Below are 19072 nucleotides of genomic sequence, written 5' to 3' on the forward strand. Positions count from 1 at the left end.
CCCCCAACGAACTCATCCGGTGCTCTCATGGACATTGACGCGAGAATCAAACGGCGACAACGTCGCACGGACGGCCCTCGTCTCGTCGAGGACTACGAGTCGCTGTCGCCGGTCGCACACATCGACGAACCGTCGGACCGCGGGCCGGTGCTCGAACGACTGCTCGACCATCTCGACCCGGTCTTCGACGGACAGCTCCCGCCGAACGCCTACGTCTCCGGCCCGTTCGGCTCCGGGAAGTCCGCCATCGTCACGGCGCTGTTTCGCCATCTCGACCAGCTCTCGACGGAGACCCGGTCTATCATCCACACGAGCACGCGGGCGGCGACCCCCACCGCGCCGGGGTTCGTGTACGTCGACATGCGCGAGACCACGAGCGAGTTCGCGTTCTACCACCGCGTCCTCGACGAGCTCGTCGACGAACCCGTCCCCGACCACGGGATCAGCACCGACGACCTCCGGAACCGCCTGCACGACCTGCTCGGCCAGTCCCGGACGGGCATCGTCGTCGCCGTCGACCACGTCTGCGGCCCCCACGACACCGACGCGGACGAACTCGTCGACATGTTCGCGGGCCTCCCGAGCAACGTCAGCTGGCTCGCGGTCGGCCGCGACGACCCCGACGAGACGCCGCTCACCGAGTACACGGCCACGTCGATCCGCGTCGACCGCTACCGCCGACAGATGCTCGTCGACGTGCTGATGACCAGGGCCTCCGTCGGGCTCACTCAGCAGGCGCTCGACCACGAACTCGCCCGCCGGATCGCGGACTGGGCCGACGGCAACGCCCACGACGCGCTGGCGGCGCTGTTCGTCGCCACCGACCGGGCGACCAGGGACGAGCGGACCCGCCTCACCGACTCCGACGTGAACGCGGCGATCGAGGAGATCCCGTCGCCGTCGGTGTCGCTCGGCCGCGTGCTGGCGCTCCCGGCAAACAAACAGCTCGTCCTCCGCGAACTCGTCGACCTGGACCCCGAGGAGCGCACCTCGGTCACGGAGACGACCGAGGCGATCAGTTCCAGCCCGTCGGTCGACCTCTCGACGGGGACGGTCAAGCGATTCCTCTACGAGATGGCCGAGGTCGGCGTCGTCGAACGCGTCCAGTCCGAGACCAGCAACGACAAGGGACGGCCGCCGAGCCGCGTCGAACTGCGGTTCCCGCCGACCGCGTTCCGCCGACTGTACGACCTCCGACAGTAGCGCCCGGGGGAATTCTTATCCTCGCGGGACGGGTCTGTTGCGATCTGAGAGGACTGCGACGACCGAGAGACAATGCCAGACACGTACATCGGCGCGATCGATCAGGGGACGGCCGGCACGCGCTTCATGGTGTTCGACCGCGAGGGGCGGGTCGTCGCCAACGCCTACGAGCGACACGAGCAGATCTACCCCGAACCCGGCTGGGTCGAGCACGACCCCGTCGAGATCTGGGAAGCTGCCCAGCGCGCCGTGACCACCGCCCTCTCGCGGGCGACGCTCGACCCGACGCAACTGGCGGCGCTCGGGATCGCCAACCAGCGCGAGACGACCGTCGTCTGGGACGAGGACACCGGAAAGCCGGTCCACAACGCGCTCGTCTGGCAGGACCGCCGCACGACGGACAGGGTCGACGACCTCGAAGCCGACGCGACTGTCGAGCGGATCCGCGAGACGACCGGCCTCGAACCCGACGCCTACTTCTCCGCCACCAAGACCGAGTGGATCCTCGACCACGCGGACCCGATAGAGACGAACCGAGCGCGTTCCGAGGATCTGCGAGACCGCGCCGAAGCCGGGGAGCTCCTGACGGGGACGATCGACTCCTGGTTGATCTACAACCTCACCGGCGAGCACGTCACGGACGTGACCAACGCCTCCCGGACCATGCTCTACGACGTCCACGCGGGCGAGTGGGACGACGCGCTCCTCGAGGAGTTCGGGGTTCCCGAGTCGATGCTGCCGGAGGTCCGTCCCTCCTCGGACGAGGCGACCTACGGCTCCACCGACCCAGATGGATTTCTCGGCGCGGAAGTCCCCGTCGCCGGCGCGCTCGGAGACCAGCAGGCCGCGCTGTTCGGCCAGACCTGCTTCGACGAGGGCGACGCCAAGAACACCTATGGGACGGGGTCGTTCCTCCTGATGAACACCGGCGAGGAGGCGGTCTCCTCCGAACACGGCCTCCTGACGACCATCGGCTTCCAGCGCTCCGGCGAGCCAGTCCAGTACGCCCTCGAAGGGTCGATATTCGCCACCGGCGCGGCCATCGAGTGGCTCGAAGACGTCGACCTCGTCGACGATCCGCGCGAGACCGCACGCCTCGCCCGCTCGGTCGACTCGACGGACGGCGTCTACGTCGTCCCGGCGTTCACCGGCCTCGGGGCGCCCCACTGGGACGGCCGAGCGCGGGGGACTATCGTCGGGATGACTCTGGGGACCGGCCGGGCGCACATCGTCAGGGCCACGCTGGAATCGATCGCCTACCAGACTCGCGACGTGGTGGCGGCGATGGAAGCCGACGCCGACGTCGAGATGGGGCGGCTCCGGGTCGACGGCGGCGCGGTGAAAAACGACTTCCTCTGTCAGCTACAGACCGACGTCCTTCAGACCGGGATCGTTCGGCCCAGAGTCGACGAGACGACCGCGCTCGGGGCGGCGTACGCGGCCGGCCTCGCGGTCGGCTACTGGGACTCGCTCGAGGAACTCCGCTCGAACTGGCAGGTCGACCGCGAGTTCGACCCCGAGATGGACCCCGAGACCGCGAACGCGCGATACGACCGCTGGAGCGACGCCGTCGAGCGGTCGCTGGACTGGGCACGGACGGAGTGAGAACCGAGGTCGGCGCGGACGGAGTGAGAAGCGGTACAAACGTGGACGGCCGTCGACTACTATCGTCGCACGCGCGAACGATCGCCCGTGCCGCCCGTGAGCGCGCTCGCGAGCGCGCCTTTCACGACGACGTCGTCGCCGAGCGTCGTCAGCTGCACGTCGGGGACGTTCGAGAAGACGATGTCGTCGAGCCGTTCGCGAAGGGGGTCGAGTATCCAGTCGGGGTTGTTGAGCGTGACGGCGCCGCCGACGTAGATGACCAGCGGCGCGAAGCTGTGGACCATGTTGGCGACGGCGATGGCGTTCCACTCGTTGACCTGATCGATGACGTACTCGGCGAACTCGTCGCCCTCGTTGGCGTGGGCGAAGACGTCGGCGGAGTCGAAATCGGCGCTGTCCAGCGGCATCGACGTGTCGACGGGGTCCTCGTCGTGGAGCCGGCGAGCGTAGCGGAAGATGTTGTTGCCCGAGCAGTACGCCTCCCAGTGGCCGTCGATGCCGCACCCGCAGGTCATGAAGCCGTTGGGGTCGACGGTCGTGTGGCCCACTTCACCGGCGTTACCGTCCCACCCGGTGATGACGTTGCCGTCGACGCAGACGCCGGCGCCGATGCCGCTCGAGATAGTCAGGTAGGCCATGTCGTCGGGGTTGCGGTCGGAGTAGAAGCGCTCGCCGATCACACCCGCGGCCGTGTCGTTGTGGAGGTAGACGCTGTCGCTGTCGACGAGTTCGCCGATAGGACCGGTCAGCGGGATCAGGTCGATCGTGTCGGGGAGGTTCGCCGGGTTGTCGATCAGCCCTTCCGCGAGGTCGAACGGACCGATCGAGCCGATGCCGACGGCGGCGATGGCGGTCGGGTCGACGCCCGCCTCCTCGCAGGCGTCCCGAAGCGTGTCCAGGACCGCCTCGGTGACGGCGATGCCGTTCGGCCCCTGGGGCGTCGCCGCCCGCTTTGAGGCCATGACGTGCCCCGACTCGTCCCCGACGACGGCGCGTATGTTCGTCGCGCCGAGGTCGACACCAGCGTACGTGGCCATGGTGATAGATGGGTGGACCCTCCGCTACTTAACTGCACATATTCACCCGCCACCGAGTAGTAAATCGGTCGCCCTGGCGGCGACCAGTTAGAGGTCGCTCCGCTCGGCGGCCCGCTCGCGAGCCCGGCTCTGGATCGCCTCGTCGTAGACGATGCCGCGCTCGGCGTCGAGCGTCACGACGGTCCCGGACGCGACGTCACGCGAGAGCGACGCGTTGGATACCATCGGCAGGTCGAGTTCGCGGGCGACGATGGCCGCGTAGCTCGTCATGCCGCCGTGTCGGTCGACGATCCCGCCGAGTTTCTCGACGCCCCCCTCGAACTCGCCCTCGAAGTTCTCGGGAACGGCGAGGACCGCGCCCTCGGGCACCTCGGAGAGGTCGCCGTCGTCCGTCCAGTGGAGTTCGCCGGAGACCAGTCCCTCGACGACCGACCGGCCGGACGCTATCGTCTCGGAGGCGACGTGGACCTTGAGCATGTTCGCCGTGTTGACGCCCTCGAGTTCGGTCATCATCCCCGAGAGGACGACGACCGTGTCGCCGCTGTCGGCGGCGCCCGTGTCGAGCGCCGACTGGACGGCGTTGTTGATGACCGCGTCGGCGCCGTCGGCCGTGTACGGCGAACTTTTCGGGATGATCCCCCAGGAGAGCGCGAGGCGGCGACGCACCTCGTCGCCCGGCACGGAGGCGACGATGGGGATCGACGGGCGGAACTTCGCGGCCTTGAGCGCGGTGTACCCGGACTCGCTGGCCGCGACGATGGCGCTCGCGTCGATGTCGCGCGCGAGGAAGCGCGCCGACCGGGCGAGCGCGTCGGTACGCGTCTCGTCGGCCGCCGGCACCCGCTGCTCGCGGTTCTCGGCGTACTCGGGCGACTCCTCGACGTCCTTGACGATCCGGTTCATCGTGTCGACGACTCTGACGGGGTGGTCGCCGATGGCCGTCTCCCCCGAGAGCATCACCGCGTCCGTGCCGTCGAGGACGGCGTTGGCCACGTCTGAGGCCTCCGCGCGGGTCGGGCGGCGTGCGGTGACCATCGAGTCGAGCATCTCCGTCGCCGTGATGACCGGGACGCCCTCCTCGTGACACCGCCGGATGATCCGCTTCTGGATCATCGGGACGTCTTCGAGGGGGCACTCCACGCCGAGGTCGCCCCGGGCGACCATCACGCCGTAGGACGCGTCGATGATTCCCGGCAGGCTCTCGACGGCGACCTCGCGTTCGATCTTCGCGATGATCGGGATGTCGGCGCCGAGTTCGTCCAGCGCGTCCCTGATCTCGTAGATGTCCTCGCCGTTGCGGATGAAACTCGCCGCGACGAAGTCGACCTCCTTGTCGGCGGCCACTCGCAACTCCTCGCGGTCCTGCTCGGTGATGACCGGGAGGTCTAGGTCGACACCGGGGACGTTGACGCCCTTGCGCGCGCCGAGGGCGCCGCCGTTCTCGACGGTTGCAGTGACGACGCCGTCCTCGACGGACTCGACCGTCGTCTCGATGCGCCCGTCGTCCAGCAGCACCGTATCGCCCGGCGACACCGCCGAGATGTCGTACGAGACGCCGATCTCCTCGGGCGTCGCCTCGTCCCCCTCGGCGAACGTGACCGTCGACCCGGCCTCGAGCGTGATCTCCTCGGGGATCGGCGCGGTTCGGACCTCGGGACCCGGCAGGTCGAGCATCGCCGCGACCGGCCGGTCTATCCGCCTGTCGACCGTTCGGATGTTGTCGACGATCTCCCTGCGGTGTTCGGGCGTGCCGTGACTCGCGTTCATCCGCGCGACCGACATCCCCGCCCGCGCGAGGCTCTCGATCATCTCCTCGGACTGGCTGGCCGGTCCGAGCGTGCAAACGATCTTCGCGCTACGCATGGCGGCGAGATACCCCCGTTGTGATGCGTGTTCCGTTCATGTGAACGGCTTCCCCCGGCAGGGATAAAGGGTTTGTCTACCGTTCTTTACGGCTGGTGGGTGTTCGTGGCCGCTCCGGGGGCGTGTGGCTGCCCGTCGAGAGGAAACGGCGGTGAAAACTTCCGTCCCGTCAGTTCGCTCCTGGTCCGTGCGCTCGGCGCTCACCCGGTCGGCGCCATACCGGTCGCGACGGCCTCGAAACCGCGTGGCCGGAACCGCAACGCTCTGGTTACTGGACGGGGATCCCCGAGAGGATGCCCTCCACGAGACCGTTCGTCGACCCGACAACCGGGGAACTGGACACCGGACAGATACTCTCGGAAGCGGTCCCGCTCGCCAAACTCGTCGTGCTGTTCGTCGGGATCGCGCTCGTCCCGTTCGGACTCGTGTTCCTGGCGCTCGGCAACTCGGCGGTCGGCGCGATACTGGCGCTGCTCGGACAGTTCGTCCTCGCTGTCGGGGCCGGTGTCGTCCTCCTGTACGTCGTCGCCCGCGGGATCCAGCTGTCCGAGCAGTGACCGCTAATGGGCCATCCGGTGTCGGACGATCCCGCCACACAGTCGTTGCTGGTGGCTATCGAAGCGCTCTCGAGAGCGCGCCGCACGTCACGCCGGAAGCGACCGATCGTAGATCGAATGCGGTCACACGTGCTCGAAACGGACTGAGTGCGGCCAGTATTAATATGCACTTATATTCCTATAACGGTTAATACTTACTCGCGGAGGCCGAAACCGAGCTATGCCTCACGGCCAGGACGTCGAACACGATAACGATCCGACCGAGTCGTCCAAGTACGAGTGCCTGCAGTGCGGGGACATCGTCGAATCCGAGTCCCACCCCGGGAGCTGTGACTGTGGCGGCCAGTTCCAGAACCGGGCGAAATCGCTCGAATAGACCTCCGAGGAGCACCCTATTATGGTTTCAGAGTCCACTTCGACAGCGGAGGATACGGCATCGGAACCGAACCCGGCCCACGAGTCCGCTCTCGCGACCGCTCGGCATCAGCTCGCCGAAGCGGCGTCGATCATCGATATCGACCCGAACATCGTCGAGCGACTCAACCACCCCGCGGCCGTCCACGAGGTGACGGTCCCGCTGAAACGAGACGACGGCACGGTCCAGATGTACCAGGGGTTTCGAGCGCAACACGACAGCGTCCGTGGCCCGTACAAGGGCGGTCTCCGCTATCATCCCGACGTCTCCCGCGAAGAGTGTATCGGGCTATCGATGTGGATGACCTGGAAGTGCGCGGTGATGGACATCCCCTTCGGCGGCGCGAAAGGCGGTATCGTCGTCGACCCGAAGGACCTGAGCGACGCGGAGACCGAGCGGTTGACTCGCCGCTTCGCCAACGAGATCCGCAACATCATCGGCCCAATGACGGACATCCCGGCGCCCGACATGGGGACGGGCGCCCAGACGATGGCGTGGATCATGGACGCCTACAGCGTTCAGGAATCTCAGACGACGCCGGGTGTCGTGACGGGGAAACCGCCCGTCATCGGCGGAAGCAAAGGCCGCGAGGAGGCCCCCGGACGCAGCGTCGCTATCGTCAGCCGCGAGGTGCTCGAGTACTACGACAATCCGCTGGAGGACGCCACTGTCGCGGTTCAGGGGTTCGGGAGCGTCGGTGCGAACGCGGCCCGTCTGCTCGACGACTGGGGCGCGACGGTGGTCGCGGTCAGCGACGTCAACGGCGCCGCCTACGACCCCGAGGGCCTCGACACCCGTTCGATCCCGTCCCACGACGAAGAACCGGAGGCCGTGACCACCTACGCCGACGAGACGATCAGCAACGAAGCCATCTTCGAACTCGACGTCGACCTCCTCGTCCCGGCAGCGGTGGGAAACGTCATCACCGAAGACAACGTCGACGACGTCCAGGCAGATCTGATCGTCGAGGGAGCGAACGGCCCCACGACGTTCACCGCAGACTCGATCCTCGACGACCGCGGGGTGCGAGTGATCCCGGACATCCTGGCCAACGCCGGCGGCGTGACGGTCAGCTACTTCGAGTGGCTTCAGGACATCAATCGGCGAGCGTGGTCGCGTGAACGGGTCAACGAAGAACTCGAGACGGAGATGCTCGCCGCGTGGGAGGCGGTCCGCCGGGAAGTCGAGACCCGCGACGTGTCCTGGCGAGACGGCGCCTACATCGTCGCGCTCTCGCGGATCGCCGACGCTCACGAATACCGCGGGCTCTGGCCGTAACGGCCGGACGATTTCGACTACCGCTCCGCGAAAGAGACAGTAACCGGTCGAGTTACCGCGAGATCCCGCTCTGTTCGCCCTGCTCGACGACGCGCTCGACCTCTTCGGGGGTGACGAGGGCGATGTCGCCCGGGATCGTTCGCTTCAGCGACGCGGTCGCGGCCCCGTACTCGAGCGCGTCGGGGACGGCCGCGCCGTCGAGCCACGAGGCGAGGAATCCGCCGACGAAGGCGTCGCCGGTGCCGACGGTGTCGTACTCGTCGGCCTCGAAGACGCCCTGTTCGAACACCTCTCCCTCGTGGAGCGCGAGCGACCCGTCGCCGCCGCGGGTGACGAGCGTCAGCTCGAAGTCGAACTCCGCGGCGAGTTCGCGGGCGATGGCCTCGGCGTCGCCCTCGCGGTCGAGGACGTTCCGGGCGTCGCGCACGGCGACGACGAGCACGTCGACCTCGGGGAAGAGCTCCTCGAGCGTCTCGCGTGCGTCCGCGGGCGGCCAGAGCTTCGAGCGGTAGTTCACGTCGAACACGGTCGTCGTGTCGTGCTCGCCGGCCAGCGTGAGCAGGTCCTCGGTCGTCTCCAGCAGCGTCTCCGAGAGCGCAGGCGTGATGCCCGTGATGTGGAAGGCGTCGGCGTCGGCGAACCGGTCGGTGGGGAGTTCGTCGGTGCTGGCGGTGGTGACCGCCGAGTCGGCGCGGTCGTAGATGACGTTCGTCCCGCGGGGCTTGCCGGCCATCTCGACGTAGTAGGTCCCCATCCGCGCGTCGTCGTCCCAGACGATGTCGGAGTCGACGCCGTGGTTGCCGAGCGCGCTCGTGACGCGACGACCCAGCGGCGAGTCGGGGAGTTTCGAGACCCAGGCGGCGTCGAGGCCGAGGCGCTGGGCGGCGACTGCGACGTTGCTCTCCGCGCCCGCGACGTGGACGTCAAGTTCGTCGATCGCTTCCAGGCGCTGCTGTCCCGGGGGAGAGAGCCTGAGCATCGACTCACCGAACGTAACGAGATCTGTCATACGTCTGGCTGCGATGGGGCCGGGCTTAAATCTGGAGGGATCCGTTCCACCACACGTGCGCGTGCGTTCGATCCTTTACTCTCGCCCCTATAGCGTACGAAATCGACCGGTTACGTCCCAGAAACGGGCGAGAACAGCTGGAGTACGTGCCGGAAACTCGTCGGTGAGGCCCACCGTACTCCAAAACTATATATGATATGATCGGACATGGCATCCTATGGGCAACTGGGGCACAGCCGATTCATCGAGTCAGGATTCCGGGAGCGTTTCCCGGGGTGGAGCTGACTCGTTCGCTGGTACCGACCGACGAGTAACCGTGGGAGACGACACATGAGTGGTGACGACAGCGGAAGTAGCGGTGGGACAGGCATCGGCATCGTTCGGACTATCGTTCCGGACTTCGTCAGGAAGCGCTTCGCACTGAAGTTCCTCATCGTCTTGCTGGTGATGGGGCTGGGCATCGCGGCCGTCGGGTACGTCGGGACCCAGCAGTTCAGTGATCACACGCGCAACCAGACCGAAGGCGAGTATCGCGGACTCGCGGCGCAGGAGTCGAACCTCGTCAGCCAGTGGGTGGAGACGAACCGCCTCTCGACCCGACTGGCGTCGAGCGAACCCGCCTACACGGGGGACGACGGCCAGAAGATGGCGAACACGTTGCGCAACCGCATGAGCGAGGAGATGCCGAGCGACGTGAACGCGATGCACCTCGTCGATCAGTCCTCCGGGGACTGGGAACACGTCGCCAGCACGAACGTCCCGCCGGGGACGCCCGTGGAAAGTGGTAACCGCGACTGGATCGTCGACGAGACGTTCGCTGGCACGGCCGACGTCCAGATATCCAGCGTGTACCGAACGTCGGCCGGGATCCCGGTCGTCGGCTTCGCGAGTCGGGTCAACGGGACCGAATCCCGATATCTGGTCGTCGAGGTGACGACGAACGACATCGGGGGTCAGCTTCAGGGTGCTGACCGCGCCGAGGACGGGTTCACGACGGTCGTCAACGAGAGCGGCACCATCCTCATCGACGAGCGGGCGGAAACCGCCGAGATGAGTGGGGGCGACGCGACGCTCGAAAACTACGGTGACGACGAAATCGTCGATCGAGCGATCAATCTCGAGATCTCGAGTGACGTCGTCTCGGACCGGACGAATCAGAACGTGATGGACGAAGAGTACGCCGTCGGGTTCGCACCCGTGCTCGTCTCGGGAGGTAACGACTGGGCCGTGCTCGTTCACGCACCGACGAGCGTCCTCTTCGAAGACGTCGAGTCGGTCACGCAGTCCGGGATGATCGCGACCGGTATGGCCGTCCTGCTGATGCTCCTCATCGGCGCCGTGCTCGGGTACAACACCTCTTCCTCGATGAACCGCCTGAAAGGCAAGGCACAGGAGATGGAGGAGGGGAACCTCGACGTCGACATCCAGTCGGGCCGCATCGACAGCATCGGCCAGCTCTACGCCGGCTTCGGTTCGATGCGCGACTCGCTCAAAGAACAGATCGACGAGGCAGAGCGCGCCCGGAAGGAAGCGGAGGTCTCCAGGGCCGAGGCCATGGAGATGAGCAACTACCTCCAGGAGAAGGCCGAGGAGTACTCCGAGACGATGCAGGCCTGCGCTCGGGGTGACCTCACCCAGCGGATGGAGCCCGAGGGCGAGAACGAGGCGATGGACCAGATCGCACAGAACTTCAACGAGATGCTGACCGAACTCGAGATGACGACCGGTCAGCTCAAGACCTTCGCCGTCGAGGTCGAGGAGAGCGGGCGCTCGGTGCAGCAGAGCGCCGAGACGGTTCGTGACGCGAGCGAACAGGTCGCGGACTCCATCCAGATGATCTCCGACGACGCCTACGACCAGAAGGAACGACTCCAGAACATCTCCGAGGAGATGGACGGCGTCGCAGGTCAGCTCGAGGACTTCGCCGACGACAACCCCGACGTCGACTTCGGCGACTCGCTCGACAGCATCCGCGAAGTCGCGAGCATGATCGAAGAGGCCGCGGACCTCGCCGAGGACACGATGTCCGAGAGCGAGAACGTCGCGGGCGCGGCCGAGGAACAGGCCGCAGAGCTGAACGAAGTCTCCTCGCGCGCCGAGGAGCTCACCCGCTACGCCCAGTACCTGGGCGACGGGCTGGGCAACTTCGAGACCGAAGAGGAACACGAGTTCGTCTTCCAGACCGGCGCAGGCTCGCCCGGTCCCGACGACGCCGACGACACGAACGAACCCGCCGAGGAGTAAGGCGGCCTTACTCCGTCCGTTCTTTTCGACGTGCTGTTCAGGTAGAGCGCTTCCCGAGCGTTCGCCACGTCCCTGACGCCGACCAACGGTCGATACCTGCCTGCCGAACGAACTCACTGTGTTCCCGTCGCGACGGGGACTCCGAAATCGGACCGGCCCGTGTCGCGCTACAGTGCCGCGTTCGACCGCTGGCGTCCCCTCATCTGTGCAGATGACGGGTGGGTATTGCTCGACCGACCGCGGAAACCGAATCGAGACTTCAGTCGATCTCCTCTGTTCGATAGCCGCTCCTCCGTGCCAGCCGACTTTCACAGTAGCCTCGTCCGCTACGTGGACCATCCGAGAAGCAGTCCGTCGTCGGACGTGGTCGAGCAGACGCTGAATCCTTACAGCTGTGTCGCCGCACAGTCTCCCCAGGAGTTAGCTACCGGGAAGCGCGGTTGCTGAGAACTGTCCGGCCGAGTGGCTCCTTTTCCGGCTTATCGGTGTTCACGCCTGTTCGATCGCTCATCCGATGTGAGATCCCCCGGATTGGCGATTCGAGCAGACGGTCGAATCGGCAGTCCGAGAGGCACCGCCCATTCGAAACAGGAGCCGCGAGACAGAGACTCCGGTTCCGTCCTGATCGATTGCGGGTCCTCGGTCCCGTCGACGAGACTCCGTCGCCGTCCGGTCGGAGTATCGATCGAAGGCTGTGCAGCTATCGACCGGTCTTCCCTCCGACAAAAATGGTGAATCAGGCCCAGAACAGCCATCTCAGTCCGATTTCGAACAATCCGTGTCCATCCGGTCGTTCGACGATTACATATAGCGATATGTCGTTTACGAGTTTGAAATAGAATGGGTTCGGACCCTGTATCATACAAATACTGATATTAATACGACGCCGATCCAGCGAAAGCACCGCGCGAGAGGGGTGGTGCAGCCCGAATCCACGCCCAGAAGACGGAGAGACAGCTCCAGGCCGCTGAGGCACCGGGAGGCGCCAGGTGATCTCGGCCGCGGACCCGTACGAGACGGTGAATGGCGGCTCGAAAGTCAGGGCCCGAGTGGCACAGTGCGATTGGCGGCCATTGCGTTGCAGGAACGCTGTGGACAGTGAGAGAGATCCGAAAGGCCGGGGAAATTATCGATGTAGACGGGATCGACGAGGGTGCGAGCGCCCGATTTCGTCGCTCGGCGGGGGGAGCTCGACTTCAGGTCGCTGGACCCTACGGTGGGCAGGTCGCTCTCCGAGACCAACGTGAACCGCCGCGTTCCCCCTCCGATGGTGCCAGGGGCCGGTACCGGTCCGAAGCGTTCCTCCCCGATGAGCGCCCGCTCAGCTGGTCTAACCGATCTCTGAAACTCGGAGCGGGATCCCCTGGATAGCCCCATTTACCGTAGAAACCCGGCCATCCGAAGTGCACCGAGCACCCATCGGACTCGATCGGATCGCATTCTGGCCGCTCTCGGTGGATTGTTCGAGTCGTTCCGGTCGAGTCCCCTCCCTTCTCCCCTCTTCATTCCACCCCCTGCTCGCCGACCGCTGCAATGACTACGACACCTCCCACCAGGGGGCACGAGAATGGGATCCGGTGCGCCGAACTTTTTATTTGTGGGTAGATGGCCACAGCGACGATCTGTGAGTCAGATTCACACCTAAAGACTATTCCCGGGGCACCAATCAATGTCTGCTGGCACAAATAAGGGTCTTTATCCGTGAACGTAGGGATGATCAGTGCGACACACCGTTCGTGGTGTCCACGGGCTCCTGTCTGACTGGTGGCGTGCCGGCACGATCGTCGATGCGATGGTTCGTCTCCTAATTCGGGGAGAGTCGCACACCCCATCTCGGACTCCGGCCACAGGATGCCCGGACCTGGTATGTGTACGAGGATTCGCTCCCAAAGTACGGGTCGTGAAGAGGGGGTGTCTCACGGGCCTGACCCCCTGGGTTCGCGTCGACGTGAGCCGAAAGACGCGGTTGCGATATTCGGGGTGGCAAACGCGAACGTTCGAAATGACTGGTCGATACGAGAAGGAGCGTATCTGGCGGCGGGAACGTTCGTCGCGGATCTACTCCCCAGGGTTTCGAGCTCTTCATGTGGCAGGACGATTCTTCGACGGAGCTACTTTTCGATACGTCCCACCCCGTGACTCGGTCCGACGCCCCACAATCGCTGCTCGTTCGGCAGCGAGCAGGAATCCGATCGAAACTTGGACATCCTCCAGCGTTGGGTTCGCCTCTGACCAGCAGTACCCGTTCGTCCGACGACGGCGGCCCTCTCAAACCAGAAGAATACTGGATATCAGTCGATACACAGCGCCTGAACGCCGGATCCGGTCACGAAGCGGCGCCTGCCGTAAATCGTATGTCGATATAGATAACCGAACTGGCCCGGACTGCCTCGAAGCGCTGAACCGGAGCGATCTACGCGGGATGGGACCCCTGCACTCGAGTACCGGAGAACTGCCAGAGAGTCATATCCGGTCACTCGGCGCCTCTAGCGGTAGTATGTACCACGTAAGTGAATAACGATAATTGCTTTACGTCCACTCCTCGTAGCTTTTTCTTGGATACGGTAGGCGCTCGATCGTTCGATCAGATTCGACCACAAATTTGGAATGATGTGAATGGCACATACGGTCTGTACAGCGTCAGGCAGTGAAGAATCGACTTATTTCCACGAGCTGTGGAATCTACTGTTAGATCCCGACCTGGATATGGGGAGCAAACTCGAACGTCTGTTCGACACTGAAACCGAGGAGTTCGGTCTGGAATACGCGTTTCTCTCCCGTATCGACCGAGACGTCCAGTCGAAGCAGTTCGAAGTCGTTCACGCGCCCAACGACGCCATCGAGGCCGGGGAAAGCATCCCGCTCTCGGCCAGCTACTGCCAGAAAACGATCGAGGACCCCACCGGGACGCTGGTGATCGACGACGCGCTGGCAGAGGGGTGGGCGAACGACCCCGCCTACGAACGGTTCGGCCTCAGGAGCTACGTCGGAACGACCGTCACCGTCGAGGACGAACTCTACGGGACGCTCTGCTTCGCGGACACCATTCCGCGTGAGCCCCCGATCGTCGACGAAGAGATCGTTCTCCTCGAAGTTATCGGACTGTGGGCGACGTACGAGGTGAACCAGTGGACTGGTCCGCCCACTGACGAGACGATCTCCCGAAACCTGGGCGAGCAGGAGCCCCCGCGTTCCTCACAGGTCGACTCCATGATGGAAACACTCGGCGAACGGGCGAGACGATTCGTCCTCCAGACGCTCCTCGACGACACCTCCGAAGACGGGGTCGCCATCCTCGAACGAGCGAACGACCTCGAAGACGACAGGGTCCAGTTACACCACGTCCACATCCCGACGCTAGAGTCGGACGGCTACGTCGACTGGGACCGCGACGCGAACACGGTGTTCCGGGGTCCGAACTACTCTCGGATCGAACCCTTCGTTCGACTGCTGAACGAATACACCGACGAGTTCTCCGAGTAGTTCCGAGACTTCACTGCCAGAGCTCGAGGGCGCGATCCGGTCTCGACTGGTTAACACTGTATTCGTCGCTCTCGAACCAGCCGCTGCCCAGATGGCGTCGGATAGGATGGGGGTACCGTCGCCAAATCCGATGTTTCCACGGAGGACTCGACGATCAACCCGGTCACTGTTCGCATCTTCTGCGGTCGTGCCAAATACGCGTCCGGTTCGCCGTTCCGTCAGCACCGCTACTTCGTCTAAGCGACTGTTCGAGTATCGACACCGCGTCTCTCATCGCCCGGACGGTACGGAGGCGCCGAAGATGACGGACGGCTTCGACGTCCGGGACTCCGTCGTGTTCGGTCGCGTGCCCTCACCGCGATATACTTCCGCGTTCGGAATCGAGTCGCAGCCGGATCTCTCGGGAGCGATCTCTGCCCTTGCCAGTCTCGTGCCTGGGCTAGGTCGGACGACGACGTCGCTACCACCCCCGTGTGTATTCCATCGGACGGTGACGGGTAGACCAGGTGGTGGCACTCGTCGCTCCTGCCGGCGAATGCCTGTTCAATCTGTGTTCGCGAATGACAATATTCCGACACAAGGGCACCGGCTGGAGGGACACCCTCTCCAGCGGAGAATGAATCGCTCTCGACGACCGATGGCTCCGGCCCGAAAACCACGTTCACGGATAAATGATGTTATTTGGATCCAAAGGGCCATTTTTGGGTCGTCGATTTGCGGCTCTATCGGCGCTAAAACGTGCGTATCTTCGGGGTCAGAATTTTATCCTGATATCTAGCGATAGATTGATTGTGGTGGGATGTAATCCGTTTCACGATGGCAGAGTCCGACGTCGACACGTCGCGGGTCTCGGTACGGACCTACGTCCCGGCCTATCAGCGTGAAGAGTGGGACGCCCACGCCGAGGACCTCGGGATGAGTCGAAGCGAGTTCGTCAGAACGATGGTCCAGGCCGGGCGCCGCGGATTCGGTGGCGATACCGACACCTCGGGCCCCGAACGCTCCGAACAAGAGTCGTCGACCGAGAAATCCGGTGAAGCCCCGTCTTCGGACGACGACCCCCAGGGTTCGGACCTGGAAGACAGGGTCGTCGAAGCTCTCCGGTCGGCGGAGTATCTCTCCTGGGAGGAGTTGCTCGACGCGGTGACCGACGACATCGAGGCGAGCCTCGAAGAGACCCTCCAGGACCTCCAGTCGAACGGTCGAGTAACCTACAGCGGGCGCAACGGAGGATACACGGTCGATGAGTAGCGCGGACCGCGGGACTGCTCCAGCCGAGGACCCGGTGTCGTACTTTCTCGACGACATCACGTTCCAGGGGAAGACCCAGCGGACGCGGGACGCCTACGAACGGGTTCTTCGGGAGTTCGAGGCGTACCTCACCGAACGCGGGCTGGAACTGGCCGAAGCGAACCACCGAGACTGTATGGCCTGGATCCACCGATTGCGTGGGGCAGTGGGCGAGAGTACGGTCGCGACGTACGCGTCGTATCTCCACCGGTTTTACAGCTACATGACCGAAGTTGGGACGTTCGAGGAGAATCCCATGGCGCTCGTCCTCGAGGAGATCGACGAGTCGATCAACGTCGATCCCGACCGACGCGACATCTCCGTCCCGGCGATGCGCTCGTTCGTCGCCGACGTGACTCACCCTCTGGACCGCGCAGTGATCGTCACGTTGCTGAAAACCGGTATGCGAGCGGGCGAGCTGTGTAATCTGGATCGCCGGGACCTGTCTCTCACCGGCGGTCCGTTCGAGTCGCCGCACCGGCCACAGCTGGACGGGAAACCGGATTCGGTGTACGTCGACGACGTGCCTGCGAACGAGCAGGAGTACAACGGGGAGGTTCGTACGGCCTCGAACAAGCGCAAGCGGGCGACGACGATCCCGGTCGACGAGGAACTGACCAGCGTGATCGTCGACTGGCTGGCGGTTCGCCCCGATCCCCGTTCGCCGGCTGACCCCGTGTTCGTGAGCACAGCCGACGAGTGGGGGAAACGGCTCACGCCCGACATGGTCCATCACATCGTCGAAACGCACGCACGCGAGCAGGGCTGGTATCGCGCCGGCGGCGGCGCCGCGGAGAACGTCACGCCCCACTACTTCCGACACTTCTTCACGACGCACTTGCGGGACCGGACCGGAGACCGCGGTATCGTGAAGTACCTCCGGGGTGACGTCGCCCAGGACGTCATCGACACTTACACGCACGACTGGGGCGACCGCGTCCGCGAGGTGTACGTGGACCACATCTACCGCCTCCTCTAGCGCGTTCGAAGTTCAGCCGTCTGAAAACTCTCGTAGTCTCTCACGACTCGACGCCCACACGGCGTCTCGGTTCGAACTCATAAATCATATATCGATATATCGAATTGGAGGTGTGTCGCCGTATCCGGGCCGGCGGGACCTCGCGTACACAGTCGCTCTTAGGCCCACAATCCGAGGATCTGGTCGTGTGGACCAACACAGTCGCTCGGCCTCGCCAACGGGCTGCTCACAGCTAGTTTACAGGTTGGACGGTACAGATTACACCCGTAGTACTGTCATGGCTGTTAGTCGACCTCACACATGGGAGTGGCCCGAGGAACGAATCGAATTGTCGTTCTGTATTTCGGAACGAGAGTTGCGATAATCGAGACGGGAGTTCGTCGCTCATTGTTCGGGTGAGCCGGGAGTCGATAGAGCAGCCGTCGTCCTGACACGGAGTATAGGAAAGGTTACTTACAGAACTCTGTTCAGAATATCGGAACGGACTTACAGTCACGAAATCGACCCGTGTTCGAATTATCGAGGGAGGAGCGGTCTCGTGTCGAACGGGGAATCCAGCGGCCGAGGGGCTATCCGTAGGAAGTGAACGGCAGGTGTGTCCGAGTTACCGCCGCACCCGGACGGTCGAAAGAATCGGGCGGGTCTACGTGTTGAGGTAGACCGTCTTGATCTCGGTGAAGAAGTCGAGACCAGCGTCGCCCTGCTCGCGGTAGGTGTTCGTCGAGGAGTCCTTCACGCCGCCGAAGGGGACGTGCAGTTCGAGACCGGTCGTCTTCTCGTTGACCTTCGCGACGCCCGCTTCGGTCCGCTCGATGAACTCGTGGGCCTCGTTCAGGTCGGTCGTGACGATCGAGGAGGAGAGACCGAACTCGCTGTCGTTGGCGGTCTCGATGGCGTCCTCGAAGTCCTCGACCTCGGTGACGGCGAGGACCGGACCGAAGACCTCCTCCTGGAAGATGCGCATGTCACGCTCGACGTCGGAGAAGACGGCCGGGGTGACGTAGTACCCGTCGTCGTACTCGTCGCCCTCGAGTCGCTCGCCGCCGGTCTCGTGGGTCGCGCCCTCGTTGGCGGCGACGTCGACGTATTCGAGCGTGGATTCGAGTTCGCTCTGGGTGACGTGGGGACCCATGCCGGGGTCGTCGCGGCCGTCGCTGATGTCGATGGACTCGGCGTACTCGACGATACCCTCGACGAACTCGTCGTAGACGTCCGTGTGGACGATGGCGCGGGAGCAAGCCGTACAGGCCTGACCCGTCACGCCGAACGCGCCGGCGCCGACGATGTCGACCGCCTCGTCGACGTCCGCGCTGTCCGTGATGATGGCGGGGTTCTTGCCGCCCATCTCGGCCTGCGCGCGGGCCATGTTGTCGGTGGCCGCGTCGTAGACGTGGTGACCGACCTCGGAGCTCCCGGTGAACGAGACGGCGTCGATGCCGTCGTTCGAGGTTAGCTCGGCGCCGACGTCGCTGCCGGAGCCGGGGACGAAGTTGATGACGCCGTCCGGGATGCCTGCCTCTTCGAGCGCCTGCACGATGCTGGCGGCCGGGCCGGGCGCGGCCGAGGCGGGCTTGAGGACGATCGTGTTGCCCGTCGCCAGCGCCGGGGCGATCTTCCAGGCCGGGATGGCGATGGGGTAGTTCCACGGCGTGACGAGGCCGGCGACGCCGAGGGCCTCTCGCTTCGTGTAGACGGACGTGCGACCGCCGCTCGGGCCTTTGCGCTTGCCGGCGTTGTCGGCGGCCTTCTCGGCGTAGTAGTAGAAGATGTCGATGGCCCGCTGTACCTCGGGGCTGGCCTCCGACAGCGTCTTGCCTTCCTCGTGGGAGAGCTGCTCGGTCAGTTCCTCTTTCTGCGCTTCCAGCAGCTTGGCCGTCTCGCGGAGGATGTCGCCGCGGTCCGGGGCCGGCATCGCTTCCCAGTCGCTCTGGGCTTCGTTCGCGGCGTCGATGGCCGTCTGGGCGTCCTCGGTGGAGCCCTTCGCGTACTCGGCCACAGTCTCTGTCGCGTCCGCGGGGTTCTCGACCGCGAAGGTGTCCCCGCTCTCGGCCGGGACCCATTCGCCGTCGATGTACAGGTTCGTGGTGTCTGTCATACGATCTAACGGTC

The 19072-nt window shown here is 64.7% G+C and carries 13 protein-coding genes; 9 read left to right on the forward strand and 4 right to left on the reverse strand.

Translation table 11 applies throughout. From position 1 onward, the window contains the following. Positions 1-27: 27 nt before the first annotated feature. Both D1409_RS04240 and glpK read left to right on the forward strand, forming a co-directional pair. The gene (locus D1409_RS04240) at positions 28-1203 is read left to right on the forward strand and encodes a Cdc6/Cdc18 family protein (protein ID WP_123534334.1); all 1176 of its coding nucleotides are present in this window, start codon (positions 28-30) and stop codon (positions 1201-1203) included. Between the two features lie 72 nt (positions 1204-1275). Beyond that, the gene (glpK, locus tag D1409_RS04245; protein WP_123534336.1) at positions 1276-2808 is read left to right on the forward strand and encodes a glycerol kinase GlpK; all 1533 of its coding nucleotides are present in this window, start codon (positions 1276-1278) and stop codon (positions 2806-2808) included. A 59-nt stretch (positions 2809-2867) separates the two neighbouring features. Here the strand turns inward: glpK and D1409_RS04250 are convergent, their stop codons facing one another. Both D1409_RS04250 and pyk read right to left on the reverse strand, forming a co-directional pair. After that, a complete protein-coding gene (locus tag D1409_RS04250) occupies positions 2868-3845 on the reverse strand; it encodes an ROK family protein (protein ID WP_123534337.1) in 978 nt (325 codons plus the stop codon). Positions 3846-3932: 87 nt separating this feature from the next. After that, positions 3933-5708 carry a pyruvate kinase gene (gene pyk / locus D1409_RS04255; RefSeq protein ID WP_123534339.1) on the reverse strand — a complete coding sequence of 592 codons (1776 nt, stop codon included), beginning with the start codon at positions 5706-5708 and terminating at the stop codon, positions 3933-3935. A 293-nt stretch (positions 5709-6001) separates the two neighbouring features. Between pyk and D1409_RS04260 the strand changes: the two genes are divergently transcribed. The 3 genes from D1409_RS04260 to gdhB all read left to right on the forward strand — a co-directional run bounded on the left by D1409_RS04260 (position 6002) and on the right by gdhB (position 7958). After that, positions 6002-6265: a hypothetical protein gene (locus tag D1409_RS04260; RefSeq protein ID WP_123534341.1), complete on the forward strand. Its 264-nt coding sequence runs from the start codon at positions 6002-6004 to the stop codon at positions 6263-6265. 220 nt (positions 6266-6485) lie between these two features. After that, complete coding sequence (locus D1409_RS04265) at positions 6486-6641, forward strand: rubrerythrin-like domain-containing protein (RefSeq protein ID WP_123534343.1); 156 nt, start codon at positions 6486-6488, stop codon at positions 6639-6641. A 21-nt stretch (positions 6642-6662) separates the two neighbouring features. Further along, entirely contained in the window at positions 6663-7958 is a 1296-nt protein-coding gene (gene gdhB, locus D1409_RS04270) for a glutamate dehydrogenase GdhB (RefSeq protein ID WP_123534345.1), read from the forward strand. Between the two features lie 52 nt (positions 7959-8010). On the opposite strand, the gene kdgK1 is transcribed toward gdhB, so the two are convergent. Continuing rightward, the gene (kdgK1, locus tag D1409_RS04275; protein WP_123534347.1) at positions 8011-8967 is read right to left on the reverse strand and encodes a bifunctional 2-dehydro-3-deoxygluconokinase/2-dehydro-3-deoxygalactonokinase; all 957 of its coding nucleotides are present in this window, start codon (positions 8965-8967) and stop codon (positions 8011-8013) included. Positions 8968-9297: 330 nt separating this feature from the next. Between kdgK1 and D1409_RS04280 the strand changes: the two genes are divergently transcribed. The 4 genes from D1409_RS04280 to D1409_RS04295 all read left to right on the forward strand — a co-directional run bounded on the left by D1409_RS04280 (position 9298) and on the right by D1409_RS04295 (position 16963). Then, a complete protein-coding gene (locus tag D1409_RS04280) occupies positions 9298-11211 on the forward strand; it encodes a HAMP domain-containing protein (RefSeq protein ID WP_123534349.1) in 1914 nt (637 codons plus the stop codon). A gap of 2706 nt (positions 11212-13917) precedes the next feature. Beyond that, positions 13918-14694 (forward strand): GAF domain-containing protein, encoded by a 777-nt coding sequence (locus D1409_RS04285; protein ID WP_164471556.1) that lies wholly within the window; start codon positions 13918-13920, stop codon positions 14692-14694. Positions 14695-15510: 816 nt separating this feature from the next. Then, on the forward strand, positions 15511-15945 hold the full coding sequence (locus D1409_RS04290; RefSeq protein ID WP_123534353.1) for a DUF5805 domain-containing protein: 435 nt from the start codon (positions 15511-15513) through the stop codon (positions 15943-15945). Next, complete coding sequence (locus D1409_RS04295; protein ID WP_123534355.1) at positions 15938-16963, forward strand: tyrosine-type recombinase/integrase; 1026 nt, start codon at positions 15938-15940, stop codon at positions 16961-16963. The genes D1409_RS04290 and D1409_RS04295 overlap by 8 nt, the downstream gene beginning before the upstream one ends. Positions 16964-17606: 643 nt before the next feature. Here D1409_RS04295 and xacF read toward each other — a convergent pair. Next, complete coding sequence (gene xacF / locus D1409_RS04300; RefSeq protein ID WP_123534356.1) at positions 17607-19058, reverse strand: 2,5-dioxovalerate dehydrogenase; 1452 nt, start codon at positions 19056-19058, stop codon at positions 17607-17609. Positions 19059-19072: the final 14 nt, after the last annotated feature.

The sequence above is a fragment of the Halosimplex salinum genome (assembly GCF_003730195.1).
Classification (GTDB): domain Archaea; phylum Halobacteriota; class Halobacteria; order Halobacteriales; family Haloarculaceae; genus Halosimplex; species Halosimplex salinum.

What these genes read in the sequence shown, in the direction of transcription:
- D1409_RS04240 (WP_123534334.1), top strand. Translation starts at nt 28, where the DNA reads ATGGACATTGACGCGAGAATCAAACGGCGACAACGTCGCACGGACGGC.
- glpK (WP_123534336.1), top strand. Translation starts at nt 1,276, where the DNA reads ATGCCAGACACGTACATCGGCGCGATCGATCAGGGGACGGCCGGCACG.
- D1409_RS04250 (WP_123534337.1), bottom strand. Translation starts at nt 3,845, where the DNA reads ATGGCCACGTACGCTGGTGTCGACCTCGGCGCGACGAACATACGCGCC.
- pyk (WP_123534339.1), bottom strand. Translation starts at nt 5,708, where the DNA reads ATGCGTAGCGCGAAGATCGTTTGCACGCTCGGACCGGCCAGCCAGTCC.
- D1409_RS04260 (WP_123534341.1), top strand. Translation starts at nt 6,002, where the DNA reads ATGCCCTCCACGAGACCGTTCGTCGACCCGACAACCGGGGAACTGGAC.
- D1409_RS04265 (WP_123534343.1), top strand. Translation starts at nt 6,486, where the DNA reads ATGCCTCACGGCCAGGACGTCGAACACGATAACGATCCGACCGAGTCG.
- gdhB (WP_123534345.1), top strand. Translation starts at nt 6,663, where the DNA reads ATGGTTTCAGAGTCCACTTCGACAGCGGAGGATACGGCATCGGAACCG.
- kdgK1 (WP_123534347.1), bottom strand. Translation starts at nt 8,967, where the DNA reads ATGACAGATCTCGTTACGTTCGGTGAGTCGATGCTCAGGCTCTCTCCC.
- D1409_RS04280 (WP_123534349.1), top strand. Translation starts at nt 9,298, where the DNA reads ATGAGTGGTGACGACAGCGGAAGTAGCGGTGGGACAGGCATCGGCATC.
- D1409_RS04285 (WP_164471556.1), top strand. Translation starts at nt 13,918, where the DNA reads ATGGGGAGCAAACTCGAACGTCTGTTCGACACTGAAACCGAGGAGTTC.
- D1409_RS04290 (WP_123534353.1), top strand. Translation starts at nt 15,511, where the DNA reads ATGGCAGAGTCCGACGTCGACACGTCGCGGGTCTCGGTACGGACCTAC.
- D1409_RS04295 (WP_123534355.1), top strand. Translation starts at nt 15,938, where the DNA reads ATGAGTAGCGCGGACCGCGGGACTGCTCCAGCCGAGGACCCGGTGTCG.
- xacF (WP_123534356.1), bottom strand. Translation starts at nt 19,058, where the DNA reads ATGACAGACACCACGAACCTGTACATCGACGGCGAATGGGTCCCGGCC.